Consider the following 23622-nt stretch of genomic DNA (forward strand, 5'->3'; position numbering starts at 1 on the left):
GTAGAAACATCGGACTAATAATCAACCCGCTCTTTGAGTTCTTTACCGCATTTGAAAAACGGCAGGCGTTTGGGCGGGATGTCTACCTTCTGGCCGGTTTTGGGGTTTCTGCCCACATAACTTTTATATTCTTTGATATGAAAGCTGCAAAGGCCTCGTATCTCGACCCGTTCGCCCTTGACAAATGCGTCTGAGAGGGAGTCAAAAAATATTTTTATTACTTCGGCTGCTTCTGATTTGGTCAGGTTGGCCCGATCCTTCAATGTGGAAATTAATTCAAGTTTATTCATGGAACCTCAAATATGTTAAACAGCTAAAAAGTTTTTTCAAGTCAAGGGGGGTTTTAATGAATATGCATCAAAAAGTCAAGGGCTTATGACAGTAGGTCCGGGATTTTTTCAACCTTGTCGGAATCAACCTCTACACCGGCATATCTGCCTAACAGATCTATTTTAATAATGACCCTGCCCTTACCCTTATGTTCAAAGAACTCTCCTTTCAGTCCGGCCATGGGACCTTCAAGAATGATAACCGGATCGCCTTTTTTTAACTCAATAATACTGCCTGTAACCAAATTCTGGGTTACGGATGTCAAAAGCTTGAGCGACTCAATCTGGCGATGGGGCACAGGTATGGGGCCGGCAGAGTTGCCTAAAAGCCTAACCGCACCCAGGGTTTTTAAAATCGGTAACTGGTCCACCGGCGCCATGCTGGATTTAACAAACACGTACCCGGGAAACAACGGGGCTTCTATCATGAGCTTGCGGTCTTTGCGTTTGCTGGGCTTTCTTGTACTCGGCAGAAAAGCTTCAATTTGTTTTTTGCAGATACGCGAATATACGGTTTGCTCGAAATTACTTCGGGTCAGCAGGGCAAACCAAAGGGCATTGTCTTTCATTTTGTCCCGAATTCTCCAAGACCCTTCAGGGTCACCATGAAGGCAAAGGCTTTGTCTGCAGATTCATCTTTAAACGCCAGGTTCAGACCCCAGCACGGCCGGTTGATGGAAATGCCTACACCGGTTTCAACGATTTTTTGGTCTTCAAGATCGCTTTCAATGAAATAATATGCGCCCAGGATGTCCGGCAGCAGATTCGTGCTGATTTTTGTTTTCCAGGTATGTGAATAACTTTTCGAATATCGATAAGAGATGTGAAGACTGTCCCCTCTTGTATCTGATAGCGAGCCCCCGACCTGTATTTTTGTGAAATGGCTGTTATTGGGATCAACGGCTATGGTGCCGTTTGACTGCAGGTATGGCATTGGATTTAACTCATATTTTAAGGTCAGGTCCTGCCAGGGGTCGTCTTCGGCATCATCCCCATCCTGTTCATACCGGATGTCATATCCCTGGGAGAGCTTGAACCAGAAAAGTTCTTTGTATAAGATGGATTCGTCCCCGTTTTCATCCGTTATTGTATTCCTCGAAGTGACTGTGTTGGTCAAAGACCAGGTGATGATGTTTTTTTCTGAAATATCGTCGATGTCATCAAAGTAGGGCAGCTCCTCCTGGTCCACAAAGGGAATATAGTCATACTCCAGCTTGGGCACAATCTTGTGTTGGATTTTTTCGACAAGTTCCATGTCTAATGTGAACACACGGCTAAGGGTTGTTGACAGGTCCATACCCATTTCATAAAGCCCCCGGTTCCTGTCGTTTGAATCATCTCCGCCGCTGTCGGTGAAATCATCCGTATCCCATAAGGTCCCCCTGACACCGGCATAGGGCTCGAGAAAAAATGCCTTGCCCAGTTTTATGGGATAATAAAATACCGGGTGAACGTCTGCCCGTCTGCCTGTGATCTTTGCATCTTTCCCGGTGACAAGGTCATCTGTGGTATCCTGGCGATAGAAAGATGTCACCTCAGAGTCCATTTTATAGTAGATTCCGGTCTGTCCGACTTGCTGGCGGAGTGCAAAGACTTCAACCGAAGGTAGCGTCTGCAGGGTGGTGTCCTCTGTGTCCATCTGCCTGGCCTCGACATTATCGTACCAAAGTGTCTGCAGATTGAGGCTGTATGAGGACCAGTTTTTTGTGACAAGCAGGCTGTTTTCCCGGATGTAATCGGTCTCTTCATCCAGGTCACGGCCAAACATATCTTCAAATTCGCCATCTGTGCTGTCAAAACCTGTAAAGCCGTCTGTAAACGTTCGCAGATAATCCATATCAGAAACATAATCCATATCCAGTTTGGCCTTAAAGCCATACCACAGCTCCTGATCATGCTTCATCCGAAACCAGTACCTGTCATGGTTGGTGCGGTCAAGTGTGGCCGAAATATTGTAATCCTGGTTTTCATCCCGATCGTCTCCAACGGTTTTATCCTTAAGATAGCTCATCATGATCATTCCTTTGGATTCCGGGGACAATATATATCTGTATTCGCCTGAGAGCATTACTCCTCTGTCCGACATGTAGTAGGGGTACAAGGTGGCGTCCGTATTGTCGGAAAGGGCTAAAAAAAGGGGTTGCTGGTATTCAACCCCCATGTCGTCCGAATACCCTGACATGGGCATTAAAAGACCTGTCTGGCGTGTTGTTTTGGCGGGAAATATAAAATAGGGCGTGTAGAGGACGGGCATTTTTTTTGCCCAGAAGGTGGCATGGGTGGCATGGCCGTACCCGTCAATGGTCACCTCAATCTCTTTTCCTGTGATTTTCCAGTCCGGTGTATCTGCGTTGCAGGTGGTGATGGATCCTTTTTCCGCATCATAGGTAAACTCCCCGGTTTTTCGAAGTTTATCGCCTGAAATATAATAGTTGCCGTCCTGGATGAATACGGTGCCTTGGTTGATCGTACCTGTTTCCGAGCTTAGGTTTACATTCATGGACTTGCAGGTAATGGTGTCATTGCCTGAAATAAACAGGACATTGCCTGTGGCAAAGGCGTCTTTGGTTTTATCTGAAAATTCAACATAATCCGCTTCCAGGCGCGTTTTGCCCCCGGTAATGATCACGTCATTTTCCGCAATGTAAAGTTTGCGTTTGTCTTCGTAGCTTACCTGCCGGGCCTGGATATGCCAGGATACCTTTTGGGTGGATATGGAAGTGGAGAAACCAAAGGCCTGGCCTGAAAGGCATATCATCATGACCGGGAGAATAGATATCCGGAACAGCACTCTTTTACATGAAACCATACGGGGAAATGGTCCTGTTTAATAAATTGCGCATCAAATAAAATTACTGTATAAAGCCATTTTATACTTGAAAAGTCAAGGCCGCTGCGCAAATCGGCTCCGGGCCGGAATCATGGCTTTTGTAAGGAAGAACCGTGGCCGGTTTCCCCCGGCAAAGAGAGGATAAGCATGTATGCCAGCATTATCGATTCAATCGGAAACACCCCCCTTGTAAAAATTCAGACGATTAATCCTGTGCCGGGCGTCACCATCCTGGCCAAGCTTGAATATATGAATCCGGGTGGGTCCATCAAAGACAGAGCAGCTCTGTATATGATCAGCCAGGCCGAAGCCGACGGCGAACTGACGCCTGAAAAGACCGTCATAGAGGCCACTTCGGGAAATACGGGCATCGGCCTTGCCATGATCTGTGCGGTCAAGGGCTACAAACTGGCCCTGGCCATGGCTGAAAGCGCCAGTGAGGAGCGTAAAAAAATACTCAAAGCCCGGGGTGCCCGGATTATTCTTACCCCCCGGCACCTGGGATCGGACGGGGCCATTGAAGAGGCCTACCGCCTGGCCAGGGAGTATCCGGACAAGTATTTTCTTACGGACCAGTACAATAACGAGGCCAACTGGAAAGCCCACTACCACACCACAGGACCTGAGATCATGGCCCAGACCAACGGCCAGATAGATGCAGTGGTGGCGACTGTGGGCACCTCCGGGACCCTCATGGGCCTGGCACGGTATTTCAAGGACCAGAACCATCGCGCCCGGGTGATCTGTGCCGAACCCTACTTAGGACACGGCATCCAAGGTCTTAAAAATATGAAAGAGTCCTACACTCCCGAGATATTTGATAAAACCCTGTTGGGTGAAATCGTCCACATTGATGATGAAACGGCTTTTGAGACTGCCCGTCAATTGGCTGCAAAAGAGGGTCTTTTTGTGGGCATGAGTTCAGGTGCGGCCATGGCCGTGGCCCTTGACCAGGCCAAGCGTCTTCAAAACGGGGTTATCGTTGTCATCTTTCCGGATTCAGGTGAGCGCTATCTTTCCACCGAGCTTTTCAGTGTAAAGAAGAATATTCACCTTACCGTCTACAATTCCCTGGGTGGGAAAAAAGAGCCCTTAAACCCCCAGGGAGACAAGGAATTTGGTGTTTACACCTGTGGTCCAACGGTACACCGGCGTCTGGATATAACCCATTTCAGGCGTCACGCGTTTACGGATCTGCTCATCCGCTACCTTGAATATCAGAATGTGAAAGTCAGGCATATCGTTAATATTACCGATTATGACGATAAAACCATTGAGGGGGCAAGACAGGCAAAAACCACCCCCCAGGCTTTTACACAACCTTTTATTGATGCCTTTTTGGCTGATCTGTCACGGCTTGGCATGAGGCCGGCCCAGGCCTATCCGAGAGTGTCCGAACATTTTACCGAAATGACGGATCTGACAAGAAAACTGCTTGTCAATAACCATGCCTATGAAAAGCTTCATTCCGTATATTTTGACCTTGCAAGCTTTGCGGATTACGGCCGACTCTCCCGGGTGGACGTTAACAAGATCCGGGTCGGGGCCACTGTGGATCTGGATGAATATGAGAAAAACAATCCCAAGGACTTTACCCTGCTCAAGCGGGTAACGCTGTCGGAGCTTAAGCAGGGGCTTGGTGTTAAAACGGAATGGGGTAATGTCCGTCCCTCTCTTCATTTACAGTGTGCCGCCCTTGCCTCAACTTTCCTTGGCGCAGATTTTGATATTCATACGGGTTCAAGGGAGCTTATGTTTCCCCACCATGAAAACGAAATTGCCATTGCCAGGGCTGCCGGCGGTTCTTTTGCCAGGGTGTGGATGCATTGCCACCCGGTGCAATATGACGGATCCCTGGATACCGATGATCCCCGGTCTCTGACCCTGGACCGGTTGGTTGATATGGGGTGGGATGAGAAAACCATTCGCTTCTGGTTGCTCTCCGCCCATTACAGAAAATCGTTGCTGTTATCGAGAAAAAGCCTGGATGATGCCCAAACCGTTCTTTCCCGGATCAACCGGTGCATTGAATCCCTTGGTCATGTGTCGGGTCAGTCCAATGAAGAAGATATCCAGCAGATTACCTATGATCTGCGCCAGGGCATGATGGATGCCATGGCAAGTGATCTCAAGATCCCTGTCCTGGTTTCCGGTCTTTTGTCCGGCGTGAAGCGCATCAACCGGCTTGTTGTTGACGGTCAGATCGGCCCGGGAGGGGCGGAGCGCCTGCTGAACTGTTTCAAAGATGTGGATGTGGTCCTCAATATTTTTGATTTCAGCACAAAGGTTGGGTATTCATCAGAGGTGTCGGCACTCATGGCTGAACGGGATGCGGCCCGGCAGCAAAAAGATTTTAAGACAGCAGACAGAATCCGGGAACAACTCGATGAAATGGGGATTCTGGTTCATGATCAAAAGGTATAAAATGGTATGATAAACTTTTATTTTTTTCCGTTTACGTTTATGGATGCCCGTCAGGCAAAGATTCTATCCTGTTTTTTTAACCGGTTGAATGTTTTGGATATTCATGGCGGCGCCGCGCTGCCCGAGCCCATGGCCGGTCTGGAAGCCAAAGGCGTGCTTACACGGGTTTGCATTGATAAAGAAAAACTTGCCTTGGCTGAACAACAGGTCCGCGCCTACCTGGACTGGGCCGCCATTCACAAGGGCAATGAAAAAAATCTTCGGGCGTTGATTCGTGAGAATGTGTTTTTTAAAGATGATTCAAGTGTGGCTGCCATCCGTGCCGGTATCCGTAACCGGACAATTTCCCATGACCCGGATGCAACAACCGTCGGAGAGGGCAATGAGGCACTTGTTTTTCTTAAACTAGCAGATATCCATGACCGGCAATCCCAGAACATCCAGGCTGCGCTGGATGCTCTGGATCAGGAAAAGGCAGCGCTTTTTGCCGAACTTAAGGGGGATGCGGACACACCCTTGTCCGTGGAGCATACCCAATCTCCTGAACCGGGGCGGTCCATGACTGAAAAAAGAATAAAGGCCTGGCTTACAGCCGCTCTTGATTCAGAATGCTTTAATCAGGGCGGTATTCCTGTTCTGGTTACCACCAGCAGTGCCGTCATGGATGCGTTCTTGACGGGTGCGGGCAAGGCGATAAATGCCCTTGACATTGATTCCATAAAAGTGCATGAAAATGGTTGTGAGTTCATAGAACAACAGCATTTTAAAATAGAGACGATCATAGCGCAGATGGCCCAAGGCCTGACGCCTGATCCTGAAGACGACTATTTTGGAGGTGCTGAGCAAGGTTTTGTGACCGGGCGGATTCAAATTCGGTTGTTCCCGGAACTTAGGTGTGTGAATTTAACTAAAAAAAATCCAGGCGGACAAATTGGCGTATGTCTGGTGGAATTAAACTCATAAAAAGCTTGTTTTAGCAAAAACATTGTTGTAAAAGCGGGTGCTGAATCAGGTTACTATCTTTAGAATGTGAGTTTACACAATTGTATTATTAATTTTTAAGGAGGTTGTAGAATGGCTTTTACCCCGATCGTTGATAAGGAAAAATGTGTAGGTTGTGAAGAGTGCGTTGACGTATGTCCTGCAGAAGTCTTTGAAATGGTAGACGGCAAATCCGATCCCGTTAATGCAGAAGAATGCATGGGCTGCGAAAGCTGTGTAGAAGTTTGTGAAGCGGACGCCATTATCATCGAAGAAGACTAAAAAGGCGTTATCATTATACCCGATGAATGCCGGGTTGCCCTTTGTAAGCAATCCCGGCATTTTTTATTGTCGTGTTTGTCAGTATCAATTCTATCTGTTTTTTCCCAAAAAAACAGATAGATTCGTTATGTAGACACCTGTGACAACCAGACCTGCGCCAGCAAGAATTTGCATTGTTACAGGTTCGTTAAGAATAAAGTAAGACAGAATCAGGGCAGAAACCGGCACAAAATTAATGAATACACCCGATTTTGTGGGCCCGATCTCCTTGATCCCCTGGTAATACCAGTAGAAACCCAGCACTGTGCCGAAACACCCCAAGTAGAAAAGGCTGACCCATTCAAGCATGCCGTATTCCGGAAGGGCTGAGAACAGGCCTTTTGATACTGCCGGGAAAAAGAGCATCAGGGTGCCTGCCAGTGATGAGTAACACACACTGACCAAAGCAGAGAACCGCGCGGTAAGGGGCCTGCCGAGAAGCGAATAGCTGACCCAAGAGAACACACAACCGAAAATGGCCATTTCTCCGCGGCTGAGACCGGTCTTAAAAATCTGGCCTATATCCCCGCCGGTGATGATGATAAGTGCTCCGGAAACCGACAGGATAAGGCCTATGATTTTTAAAGGTGTCAACCGTTCCTTAAACTCGATGATCCAGTTTTTAAAAATTGACATGGAACGTATCTACCAGTTATTATCCCCATGTTAACAGAATGCTTTATATTTTAATGATGGGGAGGATTGATAATTTCCCCAAGGTTTTAGATTCATGTGTTTTTTGGAATCATTTGACTTTACAAAATGCTCTTTTAAAAATACCGAGATCTGCTTGAAATGGGATTCTGGGTCATCACTGTGAATGATTTGTTCGACAAAGGATAAGATGCTGTCAACTTTGACGATATCACATAGGCTGCCAACAGTTTTTGCGGGCAGTTTGTTATTTATCGAGGCCACTTGGTCCGGATGAAGGAGGAGACAATGATCAACCAACAGGCTCAGGGTCAAACTTCTGTAAGACCCATCTTTACCAGGTTGTTTGGTCAAATTTCCCCACCCTTCATTACCCTTGTGGTCTTGAATAAAAACCTCTACTAACCATCTGAGTGTAAAAGCATCTATTATATCAGCATATCGCCAGGTCAGGTCCGAAGCGACAAGGTACCGATAGTCCTCTTCTCCAGTGTATTTTATTGCAATGACAAATCGTTTTTTTCTATGGGCACACACATGTATTCTGGCACTTTTAATAAGTACAACAACCCCTTTGCCTCCGCGTATATGTATGGTTTTTTGAATCGGTTGAATATTTTCAAAATATTTTTCCACTGATTTTTTACTGTTTTTGAATGAAATATTTTGATTGTACCTTATTTGACTAATGACTTGAGCGCTTCCTGCAATTTTTGAAGCTTCATCCATGAACTCAGCATTACCATACAAGGCATCTGCAACAATTGCTTCTATTTTTATTTCAGGGTGTTGCTGTACAAAGGTTTTTAAAAGAGCTATAGAAATACTTGAAATAGTTGGATATTCATCTGATCGCACCGGCTTTTTCGAGCGTTTTGATTTTGGTACTCCAGCCTTTTTAACCTTTTATCCTCCTTGACCCATTCGCTGATTTTTGGATCAGGAACATGAAAGGCGTAGCCTATTGGAATGGTTATTTTCGGTGTTACCAATACCAAAAATACCAAACTTTGCCCCATGCAAAAACCGCCTGTTGATTTGTCTTTTATTTTGTTGGACGCCAAAAATTTTTGTTGTGCATTTACTGCGCTTTTTATCGGAATCATCAATACTGACAACGCCTTTGGTGATACCATATACTTTGAAAATAATTTTGAGACTGAAGTGGAACAGATGCTCCCAAGCAATTTTAGAATGGCGAAACATCCAGGAAAGTGCTGTTTTTTTATACCGTCCTATGCTGATACGGGAAAAAGCAGTCCAATTGATGCTGTTGGTTAAAATGATTCCAGTGATGCAGAAACCCAGCCAGAATTTTTGTGATTTACTTAAGGTCATCCCAGGGGAAGACTCTGTTAACTCAGTATTCAGTGACTCGGTATAATTTTCAACAAACGGCAACAGCTTCTCTATTAACACATCCGCCTCATTTATTATTTTCAGGAATGAAGCGATATAGCGCAATAGAACCCTTGTATTCAAGTAAAACTTATTTTATCCTGCTCATTGGAGGCTGGCCAACCGATGGGTGAGATATCAGCTGGAATAGTTGGTATTATACCATCGACTTGACCAGCCTTTACATTTTCCAATATTGTGACATTGTCTAATCCCAAAAAACTGGATCATCGAGTTAAAGATTAATGCTGAGAAAAGACTTATGAATATGGGGTTGGTGGCAATAATCAGAGCGGCCCGGTTTGCGTTGATCATGGTCAGGCCGGAAAAGAAAAATAAATTATATGCAAAAATGCCGGTTGAACCGGAAACAAGAACCAGAAGCACATCCCGCCCATAAAGCCTGGGCAGCCTCCCCTCCTGCCTTATCACCAGTATGACCAGAAAAAATGACGCAATGGAGAATCTTAAAAATGCCGCACAAAAGGGGTGTACATGACCTGCCAGGCCTTTGCCGGCAATGAAGGTGCCGCCCCAGAAAAAAGCGGTCAATAAAAGTTTGAGGTATGTCATAACTATTTGTCTCTGAATAACGGCCATGGGCCGATCGGGTCTATCAATACCCAGGCCCAACCCACAACAGAACATGATGGTAATTCAATAGGTTATTGATACTTTCATGCAAAAAACGTCAGGGTTTCAGGCCTGTTACCAAGTTTAGAGGGTTAATTTGTGCCGGAAGGTATGAAAAGTCAAGGTGAAAAATATCCCTGGTTAAGGTGTTGTGCCCCTTGAAGCTGAAGCATGGCAAGAGATGTATGAAATGCAGAAATACCGGCTACAGTGGCCGGACCGGGATTTATGAAATCCTTGCCTATACCCGGAGGATAAAGCAGTTGACAACCAGAAAGCAAACCTTGGTCACATGCGCAGTGCTGCCCGTGAACACGGTCTGATTCCTTTACGTGAAAACCGGATAGAAAAAATGCTTGGCGGACATACAACCTGCCAGGAAATCCTGAGGATGACCTGGGAGCAGGTGTGACGACGGGTCTCTTACTTTTAAGTGACGATATCGTCAGCGTGAATAGCCTGGGTTGACTATTCAACCACGGTCGTGGCGCTTTGTCGATTCCCTATGAAGAAGAGTGAACCGACCCGCTGCCAGCGGTACGGTATCCGGCACTGTTCTTACGTCGTAACCCGATTCGGTGTCATTGCCGCGTTTGGTGGTGTAAATCTTGACTTTATTTGAGCGAATGTTCTATAACCTGTCAATTCAATATTTGTTGCCTAAATCACATAAAATGGATCTGAAATGACACGGATAGCTGATCTTCTGTTTGAAGTACGTATGCTCAAAGACCTGAACCGGACCGGGTACGCTTTTCTGGGTGCCGGAGAAGAAAGTATTGCTGAACACTGCTTTTCCACAGCTTTCTTGTGCTTTGTCATGGCCCGCCTTGAACCGGGTGTGGATGCCGAAAAGCTTATTTCCATGGCCCTGGTCCACGATGCGGCCGAAGCCCGGACAGGTGATTTGAATTATGTGCATAAACAATATAACACCGTGGACGAACCCCATGCGGTATCAGATTTGATTCACGGCCTTGAATGGGCAAAAAATATTTCCGAGCTTATAGAGGAATTCAACCAAGGAGAAACCCGGGAAGCCCAACTGGCCAATGACGCGGATCAGCTCTCCTTGATGCTTGAACTTAAAAAATTAAAAGACCTTGGTGCCACCTCCCCTGAATCCTGGCTGCCCTTTGTGGTCGACCGCCTTAGGACAGATACGGGTAAACAGCTTGCCCGGGAGATTCTTGGCACACGCTGGGATGAATGGTGGACCCGTGGATATTCGGAATAGACAAGATACAGGTATCTTTTGATTTATGGCTTTGCGCCTTTCCATTTTATATGTGGGTCTCCGGTGTCCCCGGGAGCTTGCATCTGCAACGCCGCATCTTTCCCTTACATGTGTCAATACGCCTGATGCGATAAAATTCCAGAAACATCGATCGGATGTTGTGTTGATGGATCCCTTTGTCCATGACAATGAGATCGGCCCGGAAAAGGTCCGCTCATGGTTTGATTCCTTCCGTAGTCATAATTTTAGATTTTCTCCGGCACTTTTTGTTATCGTACCTGAAGAAATAAAGAAAAGTGTCCGATTAAGTCTTATGGAATCGGGTGCGGATCAGGTGTTGGACTGGCCTCTGGATACCCGGGAGATTGAAGTTAAGGCCAAAAGCGTACTAGATAAGCTCCATCTTGAACAGGCGCTTTTTTCCAAGACTGGTTCCCTTGAAAAATCCTTTAGATATCTGGATAGATTTAAAAGGGAATTAAAAGAAGTCAAAGATGAGCTGCTTGAGGATAAAAGCAATTTAAATATTGCGTTGAAGCAGATTCAGCAGATGTCCGAAGAGCGTAGGCGTTTAAAACAGAGTCTTTTGGATATCAGGACACAGATGGCTGAGGATATGGAAGGATTCGGTTACATTCTTTACACGTTAATTCGTCAGCGGGTGGAGCTTAATCGCGGCCATGGCGAGCGCGTGGGAAAGATTGCCTGTTTTGTGGCAGCGCAGATGGGCCTGTCTGAAAAACAGTTGGAGGATATGTCAACAGCTGGTATGCTTCACGAAACAGGACTTCTTTTCCTTTCAAAGGATTATATCTGCGAAAGCGTGTCCGGTGGAGAAGAAGCAGCGCAACGTTCCGACAATTTTCTCACAACATATGATCAAACGATGATAGTGCAGTTTCCGGTTAAAGGTGCTGAATTGCTCAGCCATTGCCGGGGATTTGAGCGGCCGGCAGCCATTATCCGGTCTTTGAACGAAAACGTGGACGGCACAGGATATCCTGATGGCTTGAAACGTCAGCATATCCCTTTGACATCAAGAATTCTGGCTGCCGCGGATGAACTGGAGACCCTCAGGGAGAACAACGGCGCCTTTGGCATCCAGGATTTGCTTTCAGGACTTGAGCCCTTAATCGGCACCCGTCTTGATCCGTTGGTTGCCGGATGGCTTGAGAAGTATGCGGTGCTGCATTTGGGCGGTGATATGCTCAAGGTCCGTGGCGTCGGCGTGGAACAGCTGAAACCGGGCATGGTTCTCAGTGCCACGCTGTTCACCCAGACCGGCACCAAACTGCTGCCTGCCGGGCAGACCCTGACCCAGCAGGCCATTGATAAAATAATACAATATCACAGGGCATATCCTGTAGACGAAACTGTTTATATAAAGGTCTGAAACGAATGGATATTTCTTCAATAATCGGTGCTGTTTCCGGGATTGGGTTCATTCTGGGCACCATTCTTCTGGGCGGTCCCATCAGTATGTTTATCAATATCCCCTCTATTCTTATTGTTGTGGGGGGGACCATTGCCGCAACCATGATCGGTTTCCCATTGGGGGATGTTATAGGCATGTTTAAAACCGCCATCAAGGTGTTCATGTTCAAGATTGAAAAAGCCGAGGATATTATATCCAATCTTACGGAAATATCCAACAAGGCCAGAAAAGGGGGGTTGCTATCCATTGAAGGCGATATTCAGAGCACTTCGGATCCCTATCTGGCGCAGGCCCTGCAGATGACCGTGGACGGGGTTAAGACCGAAGATATCGGGCAGATTATGGAAAAGAAGATGGAATTGACCAAAAAGAACCTGGATACCGGTTCGGCCATTTTTGCCAGCATGGCTGCATATGCCCCGGCATTCGGCATGATTGGCACGCTGATCGGTCTTGTACAGATGCTGGCCAATCTGGATGACCCTTCAACCATTGGCCCGAAAATGGCGGTTGCCATGATTACTACATTTTACGGGGCCATTATGGCCAACCTTTTTTTCATTCCCATGAGCGATAAGCTCAAAGGGCGTACCGAAGAAGAAATTACTAATATGAATATCGTTTACGAGGGCATTTTATCCATCCGGGAAGGCGAACATCCAAAACTTATGGAAGACAAGCTCAAGGTATATTTAGGGGATGGTGCCAAAGAAAAGAAGAAGTAATATTGGGTTGAAGTAAAAGGATAAACGCATGGGTGAAAACGGCGAAAATTCAGGTAGCGGAAAACAAAAGGTCGTTAAGGAAGAAATTATCAATGTCACCGAAGGTGCGCCGGCATGGATGGCAACCTTTGCGGACCTGGTAACGCTTTTGATGTGCTTTTTTGTTCTTTTATTCGCCATGAGTACCACCCAGCAGGAGACCTACAAAGAACTGGTTACATCCTTGAGAAGTGCCCTGGGTACCCAGTCTGTGCCTGAATCGGGTACCCGGGAGGGATTGATCATGCATCCGGTGCCTTCGGAAAAAACAGAGGAGAGTCCGTCGGTTGATGAGCTCGGCGGCATGATTGAAAAAGAGATGGATGACATTGTTTCTGAAGTCAGGGAACTGGTTCTTTTCAATAAACTGGGCGGGGAGGTCAGTGTTACTAAAACCGATGCCGGTGTGGTCATCACCATGTCCGACCTGCTGCTTTTTTCAGCAGGCGGCACACAGCTATCGCCAAAGGGGTTGGAAATTCTTGAAAAAGTGGCGGCGGTCTTGTCAAAGCTTGCCTATCATGTAAAGGTCCGGGGGCATACCGATTCCGAGCCCATTACGTCATCCATTTATCCCTCCAACTGGGAACTGTCTTCGGCCAGGGCGTCTACTGTTGCGCGCCTGCTGGTAGCCAACGGGGTACCCCCTTTTTATATTTCTGCCGAAGGCTATGCCCAGTATCATCCCGTGGCCACCAATGATACGGCACAGGGGCGGACCCAGAACCGGCGGGTGGAGATTGTTTATGAGCGTGACAGTATCGCCCGCCAGTTCGAAGACATGTATAAGAAATAAAAAAACGCGTTATTTTATCCGATCTCTTCATTGGATTCAAAGCTGTCTTTTGGTTCTTGAAAAACTGACGATCCTGTCTTATAATTATTATTTTCGTTGCAAGTCCTATTGGACCACAACGGAGCAATTATACAAACAATTTGGTGAAATGATAAAGAATGACGATACCAAAGATCTTCGTATCCTCGGAGCTTGCGGCCACCTTTGTCTGTGAAGCATGCGGAAACTGCTCCACCAGGGACGTGTCCAAATTCATCAGGCACAAGGCCAAAGTCCAGTTGAAATACAAGTGCAAGTGCGGGCATATTTTCAGCGTGATATTAGAAAGACGACGGGGCATACGCAAGGAAGTGAACTTTAAAGGGGTGCTGACCCAGAACCGGAAGCAGTTCCCCGGGGTAATTACGGACCTCTCTCACAATGGCATCCAGTTTAAAACTCTGGAAAAGGCCCTTATCAAAGAGGAGAGCATGGCTGAGGTCAAGTTTACCCTGGATAATCCAAACCGCTCCGAGGTTCGTAAGCGTATACGGATCAGGAAAGCCTTTTCCGAATACAGCCTTGGCTGCGAATTCGAGGATACCGATCATTTTGACGATCTGGGAAAGTATTTTTTGTTTTATTTTTCCCAGAAGAAGTGATGCCCGGCTGCGATTTGAGTCTGATTAACGGTTAAAATCCCGATCAAGTTTTTCTTTTTCCATGGCAGCTATACGTGAAATATCCTCGGGTGGGAGGCCTTTTTTCATACCTGGGCAGGCGTTTGCCATGATATCCTTTTCATCCACATAGGTGCCGCCAAATCCTTTGCAGCACTGGCCGCATAATTTACAGTCAAAAATATCTTCTGATGTCAGCATGTTCATATCCCGTAACGTTTTTCCATGGCTTTTTGCATAGTCTCTCTTGGTGGAAATAATTTCATCAGCCAGTGGCTTGAAGCCAAAATCGATCGAGTGATCATACATAACGCGTCCCTTATTAATTCCTTTCCACATCCTTAAAATTAAGGAGGAGAAATGAAACACATGAATTTCCACAAATTTATTCTGGTTCTTTTCTGCGGATTTTTATTATTTTTACCCCAGAAAGTCACGGCAACGGCAATCGCCACAAGTAATCTTGCTTTTTCCAACCTTCAGATTTTTCCAACCAGCGGTAGTGTTGTATTGTTCGATTTCTGGTTCCTGGATGCTTTTGCTGAAGCACATAACAGCCTGGGAGAATCTGACTTTGATTATGACCCTGATTATGATTACGACGGTAGCGCAAAAGCAAATGCTGTTGTCTCTTTTGCAGAGGGCCAGGGAGCAGTCTCGGGACCAGACCCATTTGTTCTCCCGCCAGATTTGAGTGTTGCTGGAGATGCTTCAAGTAATGTCAATATTCCGGGCTGTGATCAAAGGAGTGCAGCAGCCCTGGGTCGGGGTGCGGCTTTTAATAGTTTTATGATCACTGGCGGCATAGGAACCGTTGATGTGGAATTTTCAGTAGATTTGGGTGGAGACATGTCGGTTTTCACTGACTGCTGTGGGCTTTTTGCCGATACTGAAGTTATTTTCGGGATGGAGTTGGACGGTTCTCCTGTTCTTTTTTTCCAGGATTTTCTTCACATCGGCCCTTCTGACAGTGATGCAAGATCTATTTCAGAAACCCTGTCCACGACCGTATCCCTTGAATTTGACACGGGTTATTTCCTTTATATGGAAACAGATTCAGAATCAGAAGCAGCCACTGTACCGGAACCGTCAACAGGAATCCTGTTGTTTTTTGGAGGACTCTGTGCGCTGGGGATTATCAGGCGTAAAAATGTCATTTGCACAGCAAGGACGCGATTAAGCACAATGGGTACTTTCCTGATTTTGCTGCTCATAACCCTCTTCGTGGTTGTCTTTGCAGGTTCTGCTCAAGCCCGGTACATTGGTGGGGGAAAACCTTGCGCCTGTGACTGTGACTGTGACTGTGAAGAAACCCGGGGACCTGACACACAATTTTCTGGTGGCAGTTCCTTGAGCAGCACTGAGGGCAATCTTCGGGAACAATACAATGTCATCTCCATTGGAAGCAGTGCCGGCGCAACAATTGATCTTGATCTGACCTATAACAGTTTTGATGCTGATGCCTCCTGGGCCATGGTGGATACGGTTCTGGGGTACGGCTGGACCCACTCTTACAATATGTTTCTTTTCAGCCAGCGCGGCCATATGTTCCGTATGGACGGCAATGGCTGAACCAGCAAATATACGCGCGGACCAGGCGGTACGTTTACGCCAACAAAAGGCTATTTTGAAACATTGGTCCAGAACCTTGACGGCACCTTCACCCTAACCCAAAAAGACGACACCATTTTTAATTTTGCCCTGATACCCGATACACCTTTCATGGTCGGTGGCCCAGTTTACCGCTTGACTACTGTCAAAGACCGGAATAACAACATTGTTACCCTGACCTAAGTAGGTGGACAAATATAATTCCTGTATAATCTTGCTTTGCAACAAATCATTGTTTTTTTAAATTTGCATAGCAAGGATATCAGATGAGACGTACGGGTAAAAAATTTATTTCTCCAATTGAGCCGTTGGCATTAAAATGGCTGTCACTTATTGAATTTTCGGATGAAGAGTCAAACCGTACTAAACTCAGGGCTCAAGCAATCCGATTGAGCAACTCTGGGTATAGTATCAGTCAGATTTCACAAATATGTTTGACCACTCAGGAAACAGTTTCGAAGTGGATTGATGGATGGGAAAAATATCAATTTGACTCTTTAATTGATAAACCACGTTCTGGAAGAACGCCGCTGATCCATAGTGAGATGCATGATGAAGTTATTGATATTGTGAAGAAAAATCCAAGACAACTTAAAAGTGCCATTACTGAAATACAGGAAAAATTTGGTAAAAAAGTCAGCGTAAAAACCCTGAAACTCGATGATCCAGTTTTTTGGGATTAGACAATGTCACAATATTGGAAAATGTAAAGGCTGGTCAAGTCGATGGTATAATACCAACTATTCCAGCTGATATCTCACCCATCGGTTGGCCAGCCTCCAATGAGCAGGATAAAATAAGTTTTACTTGAATACAAGGGTTCTATTGCGCTATATCGCTTCATTCCTGAAAATAATAAATGAGGCGGATGTGTTAATAGAGAAGCTGTTGCCGTTTGTTGAAAATTATACCGAGTCACTGAATACTGAGTTAACAGAGTCTTCCCCTGGGATGACCTTAAGTAAATCACAAAAATTCTGGCTGGGTTTCTGCATCACTGGAATCATTTTAACCAACAGCATCAATTGGACTGCTTTTTCCCGTATCAGCATAGGACGGTATAAAAAAACAGCACTTTCCTGGATGTTTCGCCATTCTAAAATTGCTTGGGAGCATCTGTTCCACTTCAGTCTCAAAATTATTTTCAAAGTATATGGTATCACCAAAGGCGTTGTCAGTATTGATGATTCCGATAAAAAGCGCAGTAAATGCACAACAAAAATTTTTGGCGCCAACAAAATAAAAGACAAATCAACAGGCGGTTTTTGCATGGGGCAAAGTTTGGTATTTTTGGTATTGGTAACACCGAAAATAACCATTCCAATAGGCTACGCCTTTCATGTTCCTGATCCAAAAATCAGCGAATGGGTCAAGGAGGATAAAAGGTTAAAAAAGGCTGGAGTACCAAAATCAAAACGCTCGAAAAAGCCGGTGCGATCAGATGAATATCCAACTATTTCAAGTATTTCTATAGCTATTTTAAAAACCTTTGTACAGCAACACCCTGAAATAAAAATAGAAGCAATTGTTGCAGATGCCTTGTATGGTAATGCTGAGTTCATGGATGAAGCTTCAAAAATTGCAGGAAGCGCTCAAGTCATTAGTCAAATAAGGTACAATCAAAATATTTCATTCAAAAACAGTAAAAAATCAGTGGAAAAATATTTTGAAAATATTCAACCGATTCAAAAAACCATACATATACGCGGAGGCAAAGGGGTTGTTGTACTTATTAAAAGTGCCAGAATACATGTGTGTGCCCATAGAAAAAAACGATTTGTCATTGCAATAAAATACACTGGAGAAGAGGACTATCGGTACCTTGTCGCTTCGGACCTGACCTGGCGATATGCTGATATAATAGATGCTTTTACACTCAGATGGTTAGTAGAGGTTTTTATTCAAGACCACAAGGGTAATGAAGGGTGGGGAAATTTGACCAAACAACCTGGTAAAGATGGGTCTTACAGAAGTTTGACCCTGAGCCTGTTGGTTGATCATTGTCTCCTCCTTCATCCGGACCAAGTGGCCTCGATAAATAACAAACTGCCCGCAAAAACTGTTGGCAGCCTATGTGATATCGTCAAAGTTGACAGCATCTTATCCTTTGTCGAACAAATCATTCACAGTGATGACCCAGAATCCCATTTCAAGCAGATCTCGGTATTTTTAAAAGAGCATTTTGTAAAGTCAAATGATTCCAAAAAACACATGAATCTAAAACCTTGGGGAAATTATCAATCCTCCCCATCATTAAAATATAAAGCATTCTGTTAACATGGGGATAATAACTGGTAGATACGTTCCATGTCAATTTTTAAAAACTGGATCATCGAGTGAAACGGATTATAAAAAAAACTGCGTTGGTGTCGAGGACGGAAATCTCTCAAAAGCAAACGCAATGAGAACGAGTTCAGGGAAGCGCAAAAGGAAATTGAAATCTTGAAAGATGAAGATCAGGCAAATATCATTGACTTGTATTATTTTGATGAATCTGGCTTTACCGGCGTGCCTGAGATTCCATATGCCTGGCAAGATGAGGATGAGCAGCTTTTGCTTCCGAGTGGAAAAACCTCAAGAATCAATGTGTTGGGATTCTTGAATAAGCAAAATGATTTCTTTCCTTGCGTTTTTGACTGCTCAGTTACTTCAGATATTGTAACCGCCTGCTTTGATGCGTTTTCACGTTACATAACAAAAAGAACCATTGTTGTTCTGGATAATGCTCCAATACATCACAGCGCCATTTTTAAATCTCAAATTGGGACATGGGAAGAAAGAGGCCTTTTTCTATACTTTATCCCCAAATATTCACCGGAGTTGAATCTGATTGAAATTTTATGGAAACATATCAAGTACTTTTGGCTATCAACATCTGCTTATAAAGGATTTGAATTTTTGAAAACTGAGTTGAATAATATATTGGCAAGCGTCGGTAAGGAATTTACAATTTCGTTTTCTTAACCTGGATTTATATTTGTCCATGTACTTATGACCTCGGTAACCGGGTGCAGACCCGCCAGTACGAGAACGGCGTCACTGCAGATTACACTTACAATGCCAACAACTGGATTACTCAACTTGAGCATACCGTCGGTGCGACGCTCATCGCCGGTTTCGGGCACGACTACGACAAGGAAGGGAACAAGAAGTTCGAGGAAAAACAGCATAACACCAACCTTTCCGAGGCGTATCAGTACGACAATAGTTACCGCCTGATCGACTACAAGGTTGGGACTCTGTCCGGCTCCACGGTTTCTGTGCCCATGACCCAGACCGCCTATGATCTCGATTGCCTCGGCAACTGGGACAGCAAAACCACGGACGGAACCACCCAGAGCCGTACCCACAACATGGTCAATGAACTGACCGCCATTGGCGGGGTGTCGCTTGATTACGACGACAACGGCAACGTCATCGAAGATGAACGCTACACCTACGTGTACGACGAAGAAAATCGATTGCAGCGCGTCACCCGTAGGTCGGACAGCCAGATCGTCGGCATCTACCAATATGACGCCCTCGGCCGCCGGGTCGACAAACAGGCCAGCCCCACCGGCACGGTCACTGAAACCCTTTACTTCTATGACGACGCCCGGGTGATCGAGGAACAGAGTACCCTGGCCGCAACCCAGGCCGAATACATCTACGGTAACTACATCGACGAAGTGCTGGTCATGAGCCGGGGAGGGCAGCTTTATTACTACCACCAGAACGCCCTGTGGTCCGTCGCCGCTATTACCGATAGTCTTGCCAATGTAGTTGAACGTTATACCTATGACGCTTACGGTTGCGTCACGATTACCGATGGGGCGAATAATCCCGTGCCGCCGAATGCTTGGAACATACCGCACAGTGCCATCGACAATCCGTATATGTTCACCGGGCGGGAGTTGGATGAGGAAATCGGACTTTATTATTACCGGGCACGCTACTATGACTGTGAGAAGGGAAGATTTTTGCAGAGGGATGTGTTGGGGTATGTGGATGGGATGAATCTCTATGAGTACACAAGATCAAACTCAAAAAATTTGGTTGATCCTTTCGGAAACTTATCAAAATGCTGTGTAGGTTTGGGCGATTTCACTATTAAGGCAATCAAGAGTCTGACCAATTTTTTTGAGAAGTTAGTCCTTCCAGAGAAATGGGAAAGTCTCATTCTTGACGCGGGTAATTCAGCTATAGCTGCGTGCATGCTTATCAAAGAAAACCCGGATATTAGGTGCACAAAGACAAAGTGGGTGGAAGGAAAAGAGACGAAGGTTAAGGGATGTTGCTGCCAGTTCGATGGCGAAGCAAATACTTGGATAAGAGGGCCTTCTGGAAAGCTTGAATTTTCAGTAAGTGTGCCTCAAACTCAAATAGGTAAAGTAATTGAGGTTAAAGGAGATGCGGGTTTTTCAGCTGTACCACTACTTGCTACGCAAGAAGACAACTGCCCGAAAAAATGTAAGGATGACAGGCGAGTTTATCTACTTCAATTTGTTGCGAAGGGAAGCCTAACGCTAACCATACGTATTCCAACGCAAGCTGGCGCAGTCGAGATTATTGCCGTTGGTGGAGCACAATTCGGAGCTAAAGAAAAAACATGCGATTTCATATGCGGGAGGGCTCCAAAAACTGATTTTTAGCCACGTGAATCCAGGTAGGGTGGGCAAAAGCGCAGCGTTGCCCACCATTTGTATGTATAACATCTTGGGCCTGAACGATAAATCAGAGGGGCTCAAGGACAACTGGTGGGCACAAAAAGCGTGCCCACCCTACCTCGCTGAAAGGCTATCCGCTTTTGTGTAAAACCATGCGGTGTATTCAATTAAATTAAGGAATTCGGTGGGCATGATACTTAATTCCAGACAAGCCAGTGAACAAAAAAGAAAGAGAGGCTGACCATGCTTTTGTATATATTTTCAGAATATAAAGGTCGAGCTTGACAGGCTGTTAGAGAACGTTACTTTTTGTCCAATCTCTACGTTGTATGGAATTTTTAATCCTCAAAGTATGTAATATATTAGCCTGTGACTAAAGATTTCATACGCCTTGAGCTTTAACAAAAATTAACAGTCTGTTGACCACATTCCAGGAGCGGTCTTCAAGCAGGTAGTTGAAATAATTGAGGAGTTGGCCTGTGGTCAGGTTTTCGACCCGGCAGTCGCAATAGTTGCCAATCCGCCTGGTCGCCTGTGAGTACACCTCGATGGTATTGGGTTGCAGGCCTGCCGGTTTCAAGCACTGGATATGCTTGCGCTAATATTTGTTGAATTGTGGATCATTGGGCATACTGGTGTTCATTGTAACCTCATTTTAAAGTAACTGGTCAATGGTAATGCACTTGCATCACCTTTTCTGGTATAATACTATGAAACTTGAAGTTACAATGTGATTTAAAAGAGGTGGGGCGGTTGCCTCCGCGCATCGGCTTCGTCCAACAAGGCAAATTAACTCGGACCGCAAAAACCGCTGCGCGCTTTTTGCGTGCGGTTATTTGCGGCGTTCTGTGGTAAAGAATGTTGAATCTAATTCTGCATGAATTAATACTATGATTAAACAGAAATTGAATCATGAACAATTGAAGGATATAATCCAGAAAAATAGGATTGAATGATCTGCACACGCTCTATCGAGAATGTTGGAGAAAGGGATTAGCAGAGCATCCGTCAAATATATCATTGCTAATGGTGAAATGATTGAAAACTATCCTGATGACAAACCATTTCCAAGTGGATTGTTTCACGGACCATGGGAAGATATGATATTACACGTTGTTATTGCCTACGATGCTGCTTCCCAGAAGATATTTGTTATCACGGCTTATTGGCCGGATGAAGAACATTTTGAAAGTGACTTTAGGACCAGGAGGAAGTAATGAACTCAATCAAAGATATTTGTCCACTTTGCGGAGGGCATAAAAAACAAGGAACAACAACAGTTACAGTAGATATGGGGAATACCCTGGTTGTGGTTAGGAATGTACCGGCAACGATTTGCTCCTTATGTGCTAATGCATGGCTTTCTGATGAAGTAGCCGGTGACATTGAAATTATCGTTGAAGAAGCAAAGAAAAATCATCGACAAATGGAAGTTACCCAATATCGAAAAGCAGCATAGTATGTAATTCGCGGGACATGATACTTAATTCCAGACAAGCTAAAAAGAAAAAAAGAGGAATTGACAGTGCCATTGCCCGGGCTTGAGTCTGATTAACGGTTGAAATCCCGATCAAGTTTTTCTTTTTCAATGGCAGCTATGCGTGAAATATCCTCGGCTGGGACGCCTTTTTTCATTCCTGGGCAGGAGTTTGCCATCATATCCCAGTTTTCCGGATGGTTGATCAGGGCTTTGATAAAGGGCCAGGCCCGGCACATATAGGGTTTGACCGGATGGATGGTGCATTGCTTTTGGGGATCAAAGAAGATGCAGCTCCCGTCTTGTCCCAGTGTCAGCACCGGCCTTGAGCCGGACATGTCACAATAATTTTCCACAAAGGTGTCAGTATCCGCCTGGATATAATCGCAGATCTTTCTGATGTCCCTTTCATCCACATAGGTGCCGCCAAATCCTCTGCAGCACTCACCGCATAATTTACAGTCAAAAATATCTTCCGGTGTCAGCATTTTTAAATCCCGTAACGTTTTTCCATGGCTTTTTGCATAGTCAAGGGATCTACATACTGAAGGTCCCCGCCCATGGGTATGCCCGATGCAATTCGGGTTATTTTAATTTTTGTCAAAGTCAGCTTGCTCCGGATATAGGCAGCCGTAGCTTCACCTTCCACATTGGTCCGGGTGGCAAGGATCAGTTCCCTGACGTCGTTGCCCCGGGTCCGCCTGAACAGTTCTGCCAGGCGGATGTCTCCGGGGCCGATGCCGTCAATGGGGGACAGCGCCCCGCCAAGGATGTGATACAGGCCTGAAAAGGCCCCTGATTTTTCAATGGCAGCCATGTCGGCGGGGTTTTCCACCACGCAGATCACGCCTTTATCCCTGCCGGGGTTTGAACAGATTTGGCAGGTTTCCCGGTCAGTGAGTGCAAAGCAGGATGCGCACAACCTGACGCTTTTTTTCAGTTCAATGATATCTGCAGCCAGAGACGCGGCCTCATGGTCCGGGGCATGAAGGATATGAAGCGCCAGGCGCTCTGCTGTTTTCTTTCCTATACCCGGCAAGGTGGAAAGCGAATGGATCAGTTTAACAATGGCTTCAGGATAATGGTTCACAACGGGTGCAGGTTCTTTTTAATATTACAGACCTGGAATATTCATGCCGCCGGTCAGTTTTCCCATCTCAGCGGAGACCATTTCCTGGGATTTTTTCAACGCGTCGTTCACTGCGGCAAGCACAAGATCCTGCAGCATTTCAACATCTTCCGGGTCAACTATCTCTTTTTCAAGCACAAGGGATTCGATTTTCTGGGCCCCATTGGCAACCACTTTTACCATACCGCCACCTGAGCTGGCTTCAACGGTTTTGGTTGCCAGATCCTGCTGTGCCTCCAACATTTTTTTCTGCAGCTTTTGTGCCTGTTTCATCATGTTGTTCATATTTTTCATGGAT

27 protein-coding genes and 1 pseudogene are annotated in these 23622 nt (G+C 45.6%); 16 read left to right on the forward strand and 12 right to left on the reverse strand.

Annotation, left to right across the window (positions count from 1 at the left end; genetic code table 11):
- Window positions 1–14: 14 nt before the first annotated feature.
- From DESPODRAFT_RS11555 to DESPODRAFT_RS11565, 3 genes are all read right to left on the reverse strand, one after another.
- Window positions 15–290 carry an HU family DNA-binding protein gene (locus tag DESPODRAFT_RS11555; RefSeq protein ID WP_004073686.1) on the reverse strand — a complete coding sequence of 92 codons (276 nt, stop codon included), beginning with the start codon at window positions 288–290 and terminating at the stop codon, window positions 15–17.
- 83 nt (window positions 291–373) lie between these two features.
- Window positions 374–898, reverse strand: coding sequence for a UpxY family transcription antiterminator (locus tag DESPODRAFT_RS11560; protein WP_004073687.1), 525 nt, complete (start codon window positions 896–898; stop codon window positions 374–376).
- The gene (locus tag DESPODRAFT_RS11565; protein ID WP_004073688.1) at window positions 895–3138 is read right to left on the reverse strand and encodes an LPS-assembly protein LptD; all 2244 of its coding nucleotides are present in this window, start codon (window positions 3136–3138) and stop codon (window positions 895–897) included. Before DESPODRAFT_RS11565 ends, DESPODRAFT_RS11560 begins: the two co-directional genes overlap by 4 nt.
- 168 nt (window positions 3139–3306) lie before the next feature.
- On the opposite strand from DESPODRAFT_RS11565, the gene DESPODRAFT_RS11570 reads away from it, so the two are divergent.
- The 3 genes from DESPODRAFT_RS11570 (at window position 3307) to DESPODRAFT_RS11580 (ending at window position 6846) form a co-directional block, all read left to right on the forward strand.
- Entirely contained in the window at window positions 3307–5583 is a 2277-nt protein-coding gene (locus DESPODRAFT_RS11570) for a cysteine synthase (RefSeq protein WP_004073689.1), read from the forward strand.
- Window positions 5584–5589: 6 nt separating this feature from the next.
- On the forward strand, window positions 5590–6546 hold the full coding sequence (locus tag DESPODRAFT_RS11575) for a hypothetical protein (protein ID WP_004073690.1): 957 nt from the start codon (window positions 5590–5592) through the stop codon (window positions 6544–6546).
- Window positions 6547–6657: 111 nt separating this feature from the next.
- A complete protein-coding gene (locus DESPODRAFT_RS11580) occupies window positions 6658–6846 on the forward strand; it encodes a ferredoxin family protein (RefSeq protein ID WP_004073691.1) in 189 nt (62 codons plus the stop codon).
- 90 nt (window positions 6847–6936) lie between these two features.
- Here the strand turns inward: DESPODRAFT_RS11580 and DESPODRAFT_RS11585 are convergent, their stop codons facing one another.
- The 4 genes from DESPODRAFT_RS11585 to DESPODRAFT_RS11595 form a co-directional block, all read right to left on the reverse strand.
- Window positions 6937–7521: a DMT family transporter gene (locus DESPODRAFT_RS11585; RefSeq protein ID WP_004073692.1), complete on the reverse strand. Its 585-nt coding sequence runs from the start codon at window positions 7519–7521 to the stop codon at window positions 6937–6939.
- A 30-nt stretch (window positions 7522–7551) separates the two neighbouring features.
- The gene (locus DESPODRAFT_RS21100; protein WP_004070694.1) at window positions 7552–8397 is read right to left on the reverse strand and encodes a hypothetical protein; all 846 of its coding nucleotides are present in this window, start codon (window positions 8395–8397) and stop codon (window positions 7552–7554) included.
- Between the two features lie 81 nt (window positions 8398–8478).
- Window positions 8479–8958 carry a hypothetical protein gene (locus DESPODRAFT_RS21105; RefSeq protein WP_245531903.1) on the reverse strand — a complete coding sequence of 160 codons (480 nt, stop codon included), beginning with the start codon at window positions 8956–8958 and terminating at the stop codon, window positions 8479–8481.
- A 117-nt stretch (window positions 8959–9075) separates the two neighbouring features.
- A complete protein-coding gene (locus DESPODRAFT_RS11595) occupies window positions 9076–9510 on the reverse strand; it encodes a DMT family transporter (RefSeq protein ID WP_083843628.1) in 435 nt (144 codons plus the stop codon).
- A gap of 245 nt (window positions 9511–9755) precedes the next feature.
- Between DESPODRAFT_RS11595 and DESPODRAFT_RS20630 the strand changes: the two genes are divergently transcribed.
- The 6 genes from DESPODRAFT_RS20630 (at window position 9756) to DESPODRAFT_RS11620 (ending at window position 14443) form a co-directional block, all read left to right on the forward strand.
- The gene (locus DESPODRAFT_RS20630; protein WP_216594001.1) at window positions 9756–9893 is read left to right on the forward strand and encodes a hypothetical protein; all 138 of its coding nucleotides are present in this window, start codon (window positions 9756–9758) and stop codon (window positions 9891–9893) included.
- 362 nt (window positions 9894–10255) lie between these two features.
- Complete coding sequence (locus tag DESPODRAFT_RS11600) at window positions 10256–10807, forward strand: HD domain-containing protein (protein ID WP_004073695.1); 552 nt, start codon at window positions 10256–10258, stop codon at window positions 10805–10807.
- Window positions 10808–10832: 25 nt separating this feature from the next.
- The gene (locus DESPODRAFT_RS11605) at window positions 10833–12200 is read left to right on the forward strand and encodes an HD-GYP domain-containing protein (protein ID WP_004073696.1); all 1368 of its coding nucleotides are present in this window, start codon (window positions 10833–10835) and stop codon (window positions 12198–12200) included.
- 5 nt (window positions 12201–12205) lie between these two features.
- A complete protein-coding gene (locus DESPODRAFT_RS11610) occupies window positions 12206–12967 on the forward strand; it encodes a motility protein A (RefSeq protein ID WP_004073697.1) in 762 nt (253 codons plus the stop codon).
- A gap of 28 nt (window positions 12968–12995) precedes the next feature.
- On the forward strand, window positions 12996–13802 hold the full coding sequence (locus tag DESPODRAFT_RS11615; RefSeq protein WP_004073698.1) for an OmpA/MotB family protein: 807 nt from the start codon (window positions 12996–12998) through the stop codon (window positions 13800–13802).
- A gap of 158 nt (window positions 13803–13960) precedes the next feature.
- On the forward strand, window positions 13961–14443 hold the full coding sequence (locus tag DESPODRAFT_RS11620; RefSeq protein WP_004073700.1) for a PilZ domain-containing protein: 483 nt from the start codon (window positions 13961–13963) through the stop codon (window positions 14441–14443).
- A gap of 24 nt (window positions 14444–14467) precedes the next feature.
- Here the strand turns inward: DESPODRAFT_RS11620 and DESPODRAFT_RS21110 are convergent, their stop codons facing one another.
- A complete protein-coding gene (locus DESPODRAFT_RS21110; protein ID WP_004073701.1) occupies window positions 14468–14770 on the reverse strand; it encodes a hypothetical protein in 303 nt (100 codons plus the stop codon).
- Window positions 14771–14821: 51 nt separating this feature from the next.
- Between DESPODRAFT_RS21110 and DESPODRAFT_RS11630 the strand changes: the two genes are divergently transcribed.
- From DESPODRAFT_RS11630 to DESPODRAFT_RS11650, 5 genes are all read left to right on the forward strand, one after another.
- Window positions 14822–16033: a PEP-CTERM sorting domain-containing protein gene (locus tag DESPODRAFT_RS11630; RefSeq protein ID WP_040015958.1), complete on the forward strand. Its 1212-nt coding sequence runs from the start codon at window positions 14822–14824 to the stop codon at window positions 16031–16033.
- Window positions 16034–16338: 305 nt separating this feature from the next.
- A complete protein-coding gene (locus tag DESPODRAFT_RS11635) occupies window positions 16339–16755 on the forward strand; it encodes a helix-turn-helix domain-containing protein (protein ID WP_040015959.1) in 417 nt (138 codons plus the stop codon).
- A gap of 187 nt (window positions 16756–16942) precedes the next feature.
- Entirely contained in the window at window positions 16943–18349 is a 1407-nt protein-coding gene (locus tag DESPODRAFT_RS11640; protein ID WP_040016342.1) for a hypothetical protein, read from the forward strand.
- Between the two features lie 81 nt (window positions 18350–18430).
- Window positions 18431–19036: an IS630 family transposase gene (locus tag DESPODRAFT_RS11645; RefSeq protein WP_040016018.1), complete on the forward strand. Its 606-nt coding sequence runs from the start codon at window positions 18431–18433 to the stop codon at window positions 19034–19036.
- A gap of 44 nt (window positions 19037–19080) precedes the next feature.
- On the forward strand, window positions 19081–20703 hold the full coding sequence (locus DESPODRAFT_RS11650; RefSeq protein ID WP_040015960.1) for an RHS repeat domain-containing protein: 1623 nt from the start codon (window positions 19081–19083) through the stop codon (window positions 20701–20703).
- Window positions 20704–21100: 397 nt separating this feature from the next.
- On the opposite strand, the gene DESPODRAFT_RS11655 is transcribed toward DESPODRAFT_RS11650, so the two are convergent.
- On the reverse strand, window positions 21101–21298 hold the full coding sequence (locus DESPODRAFT_RS11655; protein ID WP_040015961.1) for a phage integrase N-terminal SAM-like domain-containing protein: 198 nt from the start codon (window positions 21296–21298) through the stop codon (window positions 21101–21103).
- Between the two features lie 388 nt (window positions 21299–21686).
- Between DESPODRAFT_RS11655 and DESPODRAFT_RS11660 the strand changes: the two are divergent.
- Together DESPODRAFT_RS11660 and DESPODRAFT_RS11665 are read left to right on the forward strand one after the other, a co-directional pair.
- Window positions 21687–21935, forward strand: a pseudogene (locus DESPODRAFT_RS11660) (DUF4258 domain-containing protein); the annotation flags it as partial.
- Window positions 21935–22177 (forward strand): type II toxin-antitoxin system MqsA family antitoxin, encoded by a 243-nt coding sequence (locus DESPODRAFT_RS11665; protein WP_004073703.1) that lies wholly within the window; start codon window positions 21935–21937, stop codon window positions 22175–22177. The pseudogene DESPODRAFT_RS11660 and the gene DESPODRAFT_RS11665, both read left to right, overlap by 1 nt.
- Before the next feature lie 92 nt (window positions 22178–22269).
- Here the strand turns inward: DESPODRAFT_RS11665 and DESPODRAFT_RS11670 are convergent, their stop codons facing one another.
- The 3 genes from DESPODRAFT_RS11670 to DESPODRAFT_RS11680 are packed head-to-tail and all read right to left on the reverse strand — an operon-like array spanning window position 22270 to window position 23618.
- Window positions 22270–22683: a YkgJ family cysteine cluster protein gene (locus DESPODRAFT_RS11670; RefSeq protein WP_004073704.1), complete on the reverse strand. Its 414-nt coding sequence runs from the start codon at window positions 22681–22683 to the stop codon at window positions 22270–22272.
- Between the two features lie 2 nt (window positions 22684–22685).
- Window positions 22686–23285, reverse strand: a complete 600-nt coding sequence (gene recR, locus DESPODRAFT_RS11675; protein ID WP_004073705.1) for a recombination mediator RecR — start codon at window positions 23283–23285, stop codon at window positions 22686–22688.
- A 24-nt stretch (window positions 23286–23309) separates the two neighbouring features.
- Window positions 23310–23618, reverse strand: a complete 309-nt coding sequence (locus DESPODRAFT_RS11680) for a YbaB/EbfC family nucleoid-associated protein (protein WP_004073706.1) — start codon at window positions 23616–23618, stop codon at window positions 23310–23312.
- Between the last annotated feature and the right edge of the window lie 4 nt (window positions 23619–23622).

Origin of the sequence: Desulfobacter postgatei 2ac9 (assembly GCF_000233695.2) — a bacterium.
In the GTDB taxonomy this organism is placed as follows: Bacteria; Desulfobacterota; Desulfobacteria; order Desulfobacterales; family Desulfobacteraceae; genus Desulfobacter; species Desulfobacter postgatei.